The 10,174-nt window shown below is 49.1% G+C and carries 14 protein-coding genes; 8 read left to right on the top strand and 6 right to left on the bottom strand.

Features of this window, described 5'->3' with window-relative positions:
• Both L0156_16430 and L0156_16435 read left to right on the top strand, forming a co-directional pair.
• Window positions 1-428: ATP-binding protein (locus L0156_16430; protein ID MCI0604574.1), on the top strand; the 428-nt coding region annotated here is incomplete at its 5' end.
• Between the two features lie 5 nt (window positions 429-433).
• On the top strand, window positions 434-1,066 hold the full coding sequence (locus L0156_16435; protein ID MCI0604575.1) for a response regulator transcription factor: 633 nt from the start codon (window positions 434-436) through the stop codon (window positions 1,064-1,066).
• Window positions 1,067-1,074: 8 nt separating this feature from the next.
• Here L0156_16435 and L0156_16440 read toward each other — a convergent pair whose 3' ends face one another.
• A complete protein-coding gene (locus L0156_16440) occupies window positions 1,075-1,587 on the bottom strand; it encodes a hypothetical protein (protein MCI0604576.1) in 513 nt (170 codons plus the stop codon).
• Window positions 1,526-1,768, bottom strand: a complete 243-nt coding sequence (locus tag L0156_16445; GenBank protein ID MCI0604577.1) for a hypothetical protein — start codon at window positions 1,766-1,768, stop codon at window positions 1,526-1,528. Before L0156_16445 ends, L0156_16440 begins: the two co-directional genes overlap by 62 nt.
• Window positions 1,769-1,920: 152 nt before the next feature.
• Here L0156_16445 and L0156_16450 point away from each other — a divergent pair, with 152 nt between their 5' ends.
• From L0156_16450 to L0156_16465, 4 genes are all read left to right on the top strand, one after another.
• A complete protein-coding gene (locus L0156_16450; GenBank protein ID MCI0604578.1) occupies window positions 1,921-2,499 on the top strand; it encodes a hypothetical protein in 579 nt (192 codons plus the stop codon).
• A 108-nt stretch (window positions 2,500-2,607) separates the two neighbouring features.
• Window positions 2,608-2,895 carry a hypothetical protein gene (locus L0156_16455; protein MCI0604579.1) on the top strand — a complete coding sequence of 96 codons (288 nt, stop codon included), beginning with the start codon at window positions 2,608-2,610 and terminating at the stop codon, window positions 2,893-2,895.
• 118 nt (window positions 2,896-3,013) lie between these two features.
• Complete coding sequence (locus L0156_16460; GenBank protein ID MCI0604580.1) at window positions 3,014-3,709, top strand: hypothetical protein; 696 nt, start codon at window positions 3,014-3,016, stop codon at window positions 3,707-3,709.
• Window positions 3,710-3,811: 102 nt separating this feature from the next.
• Entirely contained in the window at window positions 3,812-4,600 is a 789-nt protein-coding gene (locus L0156_16465) for a VOC family protein (GenBank protein ID MCI0604581.1), read from the top strand.
• An 81-nt stretch (window positions 4,601-4,681) separates the two neighbouring features.
• On the opposite strand, the gene L0156_16470 is transcribed toward L0156_16465, so the two are convergent.
• Window positions 4,682-5,095, bottom strand: coding sequence for a type II toxin-antitoxin system VapC family toxin (locus tag L0156_16470; protein MCI0604582.1), 414 nt, complete (start codon window positions 5,093-5,095; stop codon window positions 4,682-4,684).
• The gene (locus tag L0156_16475) at window positions 5,092-5,319 is read right to left on the bottom strand and encodes an AbrB/MazE/SpoVT family DNA-binding domain-containing protein (GenBank protein ID MCI0604583.1); all 228 of its coding nucleotides are present in this window, start codon (window positions 5,317-5,319) and stop codon (window positions 5,092-5,094) included. Before L0156_16475 ends, L0156_16470 begins: the two co-directional genes overlap by 4 nt.
• 186 nt (window positions 5,320-5,505) lie before the next feature.
• Here L0156_16475 and L0156_16480 point away from each other — a divergent pair, with 186 nt between their 5' ends.
• Window positions 5,506-6,783 (top strand): sigma 54-interacting transcriptional regulator, encoded by a 1,278-nt coding sequence (locus L0156_16480; GenBank protein MCI0604584.1) that lies wholly within the window; start codon window positions 5,506-5,508, stop codon window positions 6,781-6,783.
• 45 nt (window positions 6,784-6,828) lie between these two features.
• Here the strand turns inward: L0156_16480 and L0156_16485 are convergent, their stop codons facing one another.
• Together L0156_16485 and L0156_16490 are read right to left on the bottom strand one after the other, a co-directional pair.
• Window positions 6,829-8,106 carry a DUF1501 domain-containing protein gene (locus L0156_16485; protein ID MCI0604585.1) on the bottom strand — a complete coding sequence of 426 codons (1,278 nt, stop codon included), beginning with the start codon at window positions 8,104-8,106 and terminating at the stop codon, window positions 6,829-6,831.
• 13 nt (window positions 8,107-8,119) lie between these two features.
• Entirely contained in the window at window positions 8,120-9,691 is a 1,572-nt protein-coding gene (locus tag L0156_16490; protein MCI0604586.1) for a DUF1800 domain-containing protein, read from the bottom strand.
• Window positions 9,692-9,872: 181 nt separating this feature from the next.
• Here L0156_16490 and L0156_16495 point away from each other — a divergent pair, with 181 nt between their 5' ends.
• Window positions 9,873-10,067, top strand: coding sequence for a hypothetical protein (locus L0156_16495; protein MCI0604587.1), 195 nt, complete (start codon window positions 9,873-9,875; stop codon window positions 10,065-10,067).
• Window positions 10,068-10,174: the final 107 nt, after the last annotated feature.

Below are 10,174 nucleotides of genomic sequence, written 5' to 3' on the forward strand. Positions count from 1 at the left end.
GGCCCCATTATTTGATTGATGCTGATTTGTCAACGGCGCTAAGAACGTTAACTCAGCAATTCGCATCGGGCACAGGTGTAGAATGCTCCGTTCAGGTTAACGGAATCCCATCCGTTGTGCCAGAAACCGTGGAAAATGAACTGGTCCGCATTTGTCAGGAATCAGTGATGAACGCGATTAAGCATGCAAAGCCGAAAAAGATTGAAGTAAATCTCAATTATGCAAAGGATCACATCCAATTAGAAGTGCGTGATGATGGTCTCGGTTTTGTTGATTCTACCCATGCTCGCATGGAAGGATTTGGACTGGTGAGCATTCGTGAGCGAACCCAGCAAATCGGAGGCGAATTTCAGTTAAAGAGCGAACCCAATCATGGAACCAATCTTTCTGTGAAAGTCCCACTGCGGATTTCCGGCAGAGAACCTTAATGCTTATGGAGCAAAAACACACGATTCGCATAGTCATCTTCGATGATCATGCGGTCGTCAGAGAAGGATTGATTGCCTTGATCGCGGCTCAGCCGGACTTAACAGCCGTTGCCGATGCATCGGATGGAACTCAGGCGGTCAATTTGTACAGAAAACACAGGCCGGATGTTGTCTTGATGGATCTTGGAATGCCAAATGTCGGAGGGCTTCAAGCAACGGAGGCAATCTGTAAAGAGTTTCCGAACGCTCGCATTCTGGTTTTAACAGTCCATGAAGGAGACGAAGATATCTATCGTGCCTTGCAAGCAGGAGCGAAAGGATATTTATTGAAAGAGTCATTGACATCACAACTTTTCGATGCAATCCGCTCGGTACACAGTGGACGCCGTTACATTCCGCCGGCTATCGCAGGTCGTCTTGCAGAGCGTATTCCTGCTTCCGATTTGACAACTCGCGAATTAGATATCTTGAAACAGATTGCCAAGGGAAAGAGTAACAAAGAAATCGCAGCACAGTTTTCCATCACAGAACCAACAGTGAAAGGACATGTCAGCAATCTTCTATTGAAACTCGGCGTAAGCGATCGCACAGAAGCGGTGACGGTTGCGATCAAACGGGGAATCATTCACCTGGATTAGTCTATCGCTCAAGGCGAATCATTGTCGACAATAAAAATAGCGACTGAACCAGGGTCTCCCACCTGGTATGCCGCGTTCGGTGCGATCAAGATATTCGCGCTTTCCAGACTTTCGGAGACCGAATCGTCAATGGGTGTAACGATAGTAGTTACTCTATCGGTTCCCGCTGGTATCACAAGTGAGTTTTGAAGGCGTATAGGTAAGGTGTAATCCCCATCGCGAGTCGCCTCCGGTGTCGCGCCGCCACCTCCGGTGAAAGCCAACGAGATAGTCACATTGATATCAGCAGGGTTGTTCCTTATAACGGTGAAACTGCCCGTTTCCGGACCCTGTTCGGCAGCAGTACTATCGGAAGGATGGACCGTCACAACCGGGACATCGTTATCCAGAATGGAAATTGTTTGCGTGAAGTTGCTTTCAAGAACGTAGGAGCCCGGAGCAACTCGAATCAGAACTTTTTCAGTGTTTTCGGTAATCCTGACCGTTCGTCGCGGTACCAGCGATTGTGAACTGAACGTCAACAGGTGAAGATAGGGTGCTGTTTGCTCGCAGCTGAAAAAACACGCTTGTGGCGCTTTCAGCAACAGGAGGATGCGGCGGAGGAAAGATCGTAACCACCGGTTGCGCGTAACCTGCATTTTGAAAAAAGAACTGAACGAGAAAAACTCCGAACAACACGGCAAATCCCAATATTCTATTCATCTCAATTCCTCCAGACTATAGACTGAACACTTATTTTCGATTGACTTGACCCTGTTGGTACAAGACGATTGTCTTGAGTGGATCCGATACTTTAGTAGGGTTAGCTGGATCACGATCGGATCTAACATACGTCTTCAGGTATGAGATTTTTTATGGCTTCGATCGTGATACTTTTGGTATCGTTTCATGGCTTGCAGGCCGCGTCACTTCCGGACCTTACACCTTTGGAAAGAATTCAAAACGTCTTCCGAGGCTCAAAAGGAGTGTGCAAAGAAGAAAAGGTTCTTATAGTTCCGCCTGCCCTCTGTAGCGCTTTGCCGATCCCGTCGCAAGAAAGACCGCACATCATACAACTTGCGAAAATTCCGGGGATTGTTTGGGGAGTCCGGAATACCGGGGCGTCAGGTTTTTCGTCAGACAATCCAGTTAAGGCCAGGCTTAAAGCGAATGCCGCTACAGTTCAGGAGGTGACGATAACGAACATGGCGCAAAATGAAACAAGGACGTTTACATATGAAAGGCCGGAGAATAGAAGAAGACTGATCAGAGATATAAGTTGTCAGGTATGTTACGACCTGGACGCCGCGCCATTCAACTGGTCTGAGCCTGAAAATTATGCGGTCGAAGTTGACCTGCCTGGTGTGCTTGTGGAAGCCAATGAAAACAACAATGTCAAAACGTATCTCAGATCGGATGAAGTCCTGCCGAACACCACAACCATAGCACAATAAAGTTTCTCCCTACGAAAGTATTGGTTACATTCGATACCACAGTCTGCTGTTAAGAGATGAGGCGGTCTTTAAAATGACAGTGATCCGCAAGGTTTTAGGAGGAAGATCATGAACCGCATCGGCTTAACTTTGACATTACTCGTCGCTTGCACAGTGGTTATCATTGCAGGAGAATTTGTTCCGGCTTTTGCAGTGGACTGCCCACATCCGGCGGTGACAAGTGCGACAGCGACGCCCACCTCGCTCATCGGCGGAAGTCTCAACTACGAAGTCACTCTAACCTTCGCATCGGCTATCCCGCAAGGGTGCCAGCATTTCATCTTGCCGGATAGGGATCCTGACGGAGCCGCAGCGAACCCGTTTTTTCTGCACAAGTTTCTTCGGCGATGGAACTAACCAGAAAAAATGTCCTGCTATTTCGCAAGTTGTAGATCAAACTCAAAACATCGCATTAACGTATCAGGCAAGAGTATCTCAAGCCGGTGCAACAGTCGGTAATCCGGCATCCACACAAGTGACGAACACACCTGTAGCTCTCCACAGCTTCTCGGTCAGCTCGAACCAACTGCCGCAGGGTCAAACAATCACTGGTACGGTCCTGCTCGAAAGGATTGTTCACAACACGGGAGGTAGTGCGCGGGTGAATCTCTCCGCAAGCCCCGCCACTGCCGTCCAAATCCCAGGTTCGATCCAGATTTCCTGCTGTACCACCGATGGTCAAGGGCATGCAAAGGGAACCTTTACTATCGCAGCGGGTCCTGTGAATCAGGATACTCAAGTTGTCATCAGCGCGAGCCGCCCGAACCAGCCGGCGATCACAAGAACAATCACGGTCAAACCTGGAATCCCTACTCTTACCATCAACGATGTGACGGTTAACGAACCGGTTAATAGTCTTCAGGCTGTTAGCGCAACCTTCACTCTGACGCTTTCGAATCCTAATCCGGCTGGAGCATCTCTATCGTTTACCACACGTGACGTTACCGCCGTCCGATCCGCTACCAAAACTTGCTCAGGGAGCGCCGACTACGTTCTCAGAGGAGGCGTCTTGAACTTCACTTCCACGCAAACCACACAAACTGTATCAGTGCCTATTTGCCATGACACAACGGACGAGCCCAATGAGACCTTCAGGATTGATCTTTCGAATCCGGTGGGGATCACTCTGAATGACACGGCCGCAATCGGCACAATTGTCGATAACGATTAGAGAAATAGAGGTGAGTTCAATCCATATTTTCTCATAGTTTTTAATGCTCCGTAGACTTAGATTTAGAGGTTGGGTTCAGTACAAAAAAAGGAGGTAGTTGCAATGAAAGAAGTTCAAAAACATCCGCATGGGACATTCTGTTGGCCTGAGCTTGGAACCATAAATCCGGACGCTGCAAAAAGCTTTTATTCGAGTTTATTTGGATGGCGCGCGCAAGATCTCCCGATGCCAGGAATGGTCTATACGATGCTCCAATTGGAAGGGAGAGACGTGGCCGCATTGTACGGTTTAACTCCGGAACAGACAAGTCAGGGGTATCCACCGAGTTGGCTCTGTTATGTTTCAGTTAACAATGCCGATGAAATCACGAAGAAAGTCCAGGAGCTTGGCGGCAAAGTCATGCTGGAGCCGATGGATATTCCTGAGGCAGGACGCGCTGCGCTGTTTCAGGATCCGCAGGGCGCCATTTTCGGAATCTGGCAGCCGGGCAAACACATCGGCGCAAGGTTCGTAAACGAAGTGGGCACTCTTTGCTGGACTGAGCTGGCAACATCAGATGAAAAAGCCGCGACAGAATTCTACACAAAACTTTTTCCCTGGAAGCCCGAAAACATGCCGAATCCAAAATTGAAATACACGATCTTCAAAAACGCAGGACAGCCGGGCGCAGGTATGTACCAAATCACTCCGGAAATGAAAGGGATGCCGACTTGCTGGCTTGTTTATTTTGCGGTTTCAGATTGCGATCAGACAGTTGCCGATGCAAAAAGCAAAGGAGCAATTGTCATGCTGCCTCCGGAAAATATTCCGAATGTGGGCCGGTTCTCCATGTTGATCGATCCGCAAGGAGCCATGTTCGCAGTAATTAAGCTGAATCCGATGAGTTCTTAGCCTGTTTAAATCATCCATGCACGCGTCACAATGGCTGCTGCCATGTGGCGCGCGCTTGTAAGCGTGAACTTGAGGCGAACATCATTCATCGCTTGAAGGATCAATGATTATCAGTTTTGAGAAATACTTTCTATAAAATCCACGATCGCGCGTCAGCAGCCGGTCGGCATGGTTACTTGCATGCGATCCGATCAAAAAATCGGAGATGATGCGCGTCCGTGTGCCACCGGAAGCTCGATACTTTTTCCAGTGCACCCCGGCTTGGAGTGAGGAAATCTGGTCCATTGCAGCAAATTCAACACCCAATTGCTGGAGGGCCTCTTCGGCCAGACGAATGTCTGAAAAACTTGCGGCTATTTCCGCCAGAACAACCTCACAGCCGATCAATTTACCTTCGATCATGCATTCACTGAGTCTCTCAGCCGAACGTGATCCAAATTGAATATCCGCTGTAAAGATATCAAGCAGGACATTCGTATCGACTGCTGTAATCATTTCTCACCCGGACCCCGCAGTGCATTAATGATCTCATCAGTTCGTCGTTTGGTTCTAATTATTCCGTAAACGCGCTTGACCGGGTCATCCCGTTTCATTTTTCGCGCTACAAGAGCTCCCTCTTCTTCTTGGAAATCCAGCACCTGGCCGGCTTTGATACCAAGCCGCTCTCTTAAAGGTTTCGGGATTGTCACCTGCCCTTTTTCGGAAACTATAGATTTCATACTTAAATCGTATGAATTCTTACCTAAAGAGTCAACCGACGCAACAGCCTTGAAACGCCTCGAAAAACTGACATTGACTGTATTGGAAAATCAAATAACGGAATCATGGTCGATCTTTGAAAAGTCGCTGAATGAGGGTTTGCGGCTCTGGTACAATCTTTGCTAACAGCGTAAGACGAATATCCAATGGATTCGAATACGTTCCGAATGGAGAAATCATCGGTTTTGCCAGTGAGAGACGCGCTTTTGCGATGTTGCAGCGGACCCGAATGCGGTCTGGAATTTTTAATCCCTGAATCCACAAAAACAACGATCGGAACGGCGGCAGACAACGACATTGTTTTGACGGATGATGCCGTCTCCCGCCATCACGTGGAACTTGTGCCGCAACCGGAATCTTTCTTGCTGCTCGATCTGGGCAGCACCAACGGAACATTTGTGGATGGGGTACAGGTAAAGGAAGCACACATAAAACCACAGATGAATATTCGCCTGGGAAGGAGCGAGTTTCTGTTTGTTTACCCGGAAGTGATTAGACGCGACACGCATAAACCTGTTGGTGAACTCCGCGGGAGTAGCAGACATATGCAACATGTGGTGGACATGATTCGCAAAGTCTCCCAATCGCCTCTGAACGTGCTTCTTACGGGTGAAACCGGAACAGGGAAAGAACTTGTTGCGCGGGCCATACACACCAGCGGTCCACGCTACTCTTTGCCGTTCGTTGTCGTCGATTGTGGTGCAATTCCGGATAATCTAATCGAGAGCGAACTTTTCGGTCACGAACGGGGCGCTTTTACAGGAGCGGTGGCCCTGCGAAAAGGAGCGTTCGAAGAGGCAGGCGGCGGCACAGTCCTTCTAGACGAAGTCGGTGAAATTGATTTTCAACTTCAGCCAAAACTTCTGCGTGTGCTCGAGTCTCGTCAGTTCAAGCGGATCGGATCCTCAAAGCCGATCGGCGCAAACTTTCGTGTGATCGCAGCAACAAACCGTAATCTGAAACGGGAAGTGAAGGAAGGACATTTTCGCCAGGATCTATACTACCGGCTTTCGGTTCTCGAAATTGCGCTACCTCCTTTGCGCGATCGCACTGAAGACATTCCTGAACTTGTTTCCCATTTTCTCCTAAACAGTTCTGCAGGAGCAAACCAAAAACAATTCACCGAATCTGCCATGAATTTTTTGCGGGAGTACAGCTGGCCGGGAAACGTTCGACAGTTGAGGAACACAGTGGAACGGGCGGTGCTCCTCGCGTCACAGGATATGATCGACGTTCAGACGGTTGCAGAGCTCCTTCCCATATCAAGCTCCAATCCGCGAGGAGTTTCGCTCGCTGATATCGAAAAGAAGGCGATCACCAATGCGCTTCAGAAGGCGAACGGAAATAAGACGGAGGCCGCTAAGTCACTCGGCATCGCGTATTCCACACTTTTCGAAAAAATCAAAAAATACGGCCTAGGCTAGCTATCCCCTCAACTCCCTTCTTACACGAGCTATCTTACCCAACAATCATAAAAACCCTAGGATATCGAAATCAGGGTAAAGATGATTGGGATCGAGAATCGGCTGCGGGTCAACACCGAGATGACTACCAAGTACGGTCGCGTAAACAGACCTGAAATCATTTGTCATTCCAAGATTTCCATCCAGCACAAGTTGATTCAAATCAGGATAGATTCCGTACAATCCGCCCAGCACCATATCACCTGCGGCAAATGCAATCGATGCAAAACCGTGGTCCGTTCCAAGGTCGTTGTTTTCATACGCCCTTCTTCCGAACTCTGAGATGGTCAGGATCAGAACATTTGATGACAATCCATGATTCACGAGATCCTGGTAGAAGGCTCCGGTGGAATCGCTGAGATCTTTCAGAAGAGAATCGTGCAGTCCCGGTTGTTCACCGCTTGCTTGATTTTGCGCGCTGTGTGTGTCGAAGCCTCCGATGCCTACAGCAAGCGCTCGAACGCCGACGTCACCGTAAATCAATTTTGCGCAATCGCGAAGTTGAAATCCGAGATAGGTCTCGGGGTACGTTACGGATGGCTGATAACCCTGTGTTGCGCCAGCGATCACTTCCGATTGCGCCAGCGCTTCGACTCGAAGTGTCCGGTTACGTTCACCTACATTGCTTCCGTTAGGAATTTCCATGATCCGGCTGTATGCTGCTCGTCTTGGTTGTTCGTCATAGCTTACCTGAAGCTGAAAATTATCGATGGAATTGATGCTCACAGGAAACTTTGATTCTCCTGTTAACATGAGGCGACCGCCGCCCATATCCACGCCGGGTGAAATTTGTCCTGGCACCGGCTCTTCCAGGGTATCCAGATAGCGCCCGAGCCATCCGCTGGCAGGGCCTCCACTGAGATTGCGAATAATGTCGCACGTCTGAAATTCATACTGGCCGGCTTCATGATCAAACAGACCAACCGCCTGCTCCGGAACGCTAACACCGTTGATGATAGCAAGCTTGCCTTTGCCGAATAGATCCTGAAACGCGGACAACTGCGGATTCAACGAAAAATCCGGTTGTCCATCCAGTGGCAACAAGCTGTCACGATCCAACGCCAGAGAACTGCGAAGCTCACGATACTTGTCGTACTGACTGGACGACACCGGTATCACTGTATTCAGGCCGTCATTTCCTCCAAGAAGATTGATGACGACAAGCACCTTGTTACCTGTTGATGTAGAAACGGAACGGCCCAATGCGTATCTCGGATCAAACAGGGCAAGTCCGGCGGCAGCGATTGCGGTTGTTTTTATGAAATTCCTTCTACTGTATTGCATAGGATCCTCCTTGCTAATTCCTTTGATAATCGGGAGTGCATAGAATCAGCCATACAAGTCCGCGAATCTTTTCATCCGTGATCTGGCCTTCCATGTACTGGATCAGCTCGTTTCCTACTTCTTCCTGAATGGGCGACGCAATCAAACGATCCACGAAATAATCGACGGCTTTTTCAGGTGAATCCAGTTGTCCATGTTCGATCATGGTTGCGGGATCAAAAAAAGTTCCGTACCATCCGGTGCTGTATTCGTCGGCCATTTTGTCGCGAAATAGCGCGCGGGAGTTGGTGACGAGTTGTCCTTTGTTTCCCGGACGGTAAAAGCTGAAAACAGACGGCGGATAGTACACAAGCTGCGCGGAATCGTAGGTCCATTGATAGAGCGCCTCGCCTTGCGTCCAACCATCCAGAGCGCGCACAGCTCCGATAAACTGTTCGACAGGTTCTTTGAACTGGGTTCGAACGTTTGCAGGATCCTCAAACTCGGGATCGGTAAGGATGAACCAGACCGCGGCGCGAAGATCCCATCTTTTTCGAAACTCGCGGGCTACGCGTTTCACGTAAGCGCGTGAAGGTGTTTCTGTTGCCAGCTTCTGTATCAGGATCTTAGAAATGAACGCCGCAACCGTGTCTCTGCGTTCGCTCAGTATTACATCTACAACATGTCCGACTTCTTCCTGACCCAGTTTTGCCGGTATGGGGCGCCCCAGAAGTTTTTTCGCGCGATTGTCATGAATCGCTGGCTCAAAGACGGATGGTCCCGTGCAATCGGGAAATGGCTCGCAGTAATTGATGTACCAACCGGTCATGGATCGTGCAAGCTCTCGAACATCCTTCTCTGAATACGCCGGTTTCGGATTGCCATTTGCGTCACGAATGGGTGTTCCGTCCAGCTTAAGGAGAGTTGGACCGGTCGAATAAAGCTGCAGGAATTCGCGCGAATAATTTTCATTCGGCGGTTTCACATCATTTCCGTTGTTGTAATTGTTATCGAGCCAGATCAGCATGGCGTGATCAATCGTAATGCTGACAAGAAAATCACGGAAATTCCCAAGTGCATAAGATCGCAGTAAATTCTCATGCTCTTCCATGAACTGGGGATATCCAACCTTCGCATCCGAAACGGAGAAATGTTCATGCCAGATCAAAGTCATCTTTTCCTGCAACTGTTTTTGTGAATAAGTCATTCGAACATACCAGCGGCGGATGTGATCGTAGTCTCCGTTTTCAAGCGAGACCGCGGGCAAAAGCGGATCCAGGGCCGAATCGTCGATGTATTCGGGATAAATTTGCCATATGATCCAATTTGTTCGCCCGCGTTTCCCATGTTGTGTCAGGTAATCCAGTTCCAGGATCGTAGGACCAAACCCGATCCGCCGCAAAAGATGACCACCAAGGATTCGATTGTTTAATGCCTGGTTTCCTGAAACCTCCTGCGTCTCGGCAGCGGGAAATTCTGAAGGTTTCGTTTCGTCCAGCGTTTCCGGTGGTAGAGGCAATTCTTGAGAAAACGCATCCGAAATGCCGGACCCGAAGAGTAAACAGAACAGAAATGCAAGAACATTCAAATAACGTTTGGGATTCATATCACGGCTCCTTCCGTTATTTGATGTTGGCAAGAAGAATGCCAGAGGTCAGATTCTGGTGTGATTGGAACTGGAAGTGCTTACGGTGTTCGAAAATCGAATGATGCTGTTCGATTTTCCTATAGTGCGGCCACGCGCGAAAATTGGCGCTCAGCCCGCAGTACAATAAAAGAGAGCTCCCATGGCAACGCTGAAAACTCTAGTGGTCTTCCTGATACTCGTGAATCTTTGCCAGAATAAAGAAGCAGTCGAAGAATTGCGGCTTGCTCAAACTGAGAATCTTTATTCTTTGGATCCTGATCGCGCAGCGGACGCCCAATCTCGCGCGATTTTCTCCAATCTATACGAAGCACTAGTAGAGTTTGACCGGGATTAGGCACAGACTAAGTGTCCCTTCCCATAAATATGATGACATATGGCGCGAGCGCCGGGCAGGCAGATGCGAGGCGCCGCGACGCAGTCGATGCCCCAGTGCATCGTCGA

The sequence above is a fragment of the bacterium genome (assembly GCA_022616075.1).
Taxonomy (GTDB): domain Bacteria; phylum Acidobacteriota; class HRBIN11; order JAKEFK01; family JAKEFK01; genus JAKEFK01.

Excerpts from the sequence above, each read along its gene's own strand:
- L0156_16470 (MCI0604582.1), bottom strand. The coding sequence starts at position 5,095 with ATGATTACAGCAGTCGATACGAATGTCCTGCTTGATATCTTTACAGCG.
- L0156_16455 (MCI0604579.1), top strand. The coding sequence starts at position 2,608 with ATGAACCGCATCGGCTTAACTTTGACATTACTCGTCGCTTGCACAGTG.
- L0156_16465 (MCI0604581.1), top strand. The coding sequence starts at position 3,812 with ATGAAAGAAGTTCAAAAACATCCGCATGGGACATTCTGTTGGCCTGAG.
- L0156_16435 (MCI0604575.1), top strand. The coding sequence starts at position 434 with ATGGAGCAAAAACACACGATTCGCATAGTCATCTTCGATGATCATGCG.
- L0156_16480 (MCI0604584.1), top strand. The coding sequence starts at position 5,506 with ATGGATTCGAATACGTTCCGAATGGAGAAATCATCGGTTTTGCCAGTG.
- L0156_16490 (MCI0604586.1), bottom strand. The coding sequence starts at position 9,691 with ATGAATCCCAAACGTTATTTGAATGTTCTTGCATTTCTGTTCTGTTTA.
- L0156_16450 (MCI0604578.1), top strand. The coding sequence starts at position 1,921 with ATGGCTTCGATCGTGATACTTTTGGTATCGTTTCATGGCTTGCAGGCC.
- L0156_16475 (MCI0604583.1), bottom strand. The coding sequence starts at position 5,319 with ATGAAATCTATAGTTTCCGAAAAAGGGCAGGTGACAATCCCGAAACCT.
- L0156_16445 (MCI0604577.1), bottom strand. The coding sequence starts at position 1,768 with ATGAATAGAATATTGGGATTTGCCGTGTTGTTCGGAGTTTTTCTCGTT.
- L0156_16495 (MCI0604587.1), top strand. The coding sequence starts at position 9,873 with ATGGCAACGCTGAAAACTCTAGTGGTCTTCCTGATACTCGTGAATCTT.
- L0156_16485 (MCI0604585.1), bottom strand. The coding sequence starts at position 8,106 with ATGCAATACAGTAGAAGGAATTTCATAAAAACAACCGCAATCGCTGCC.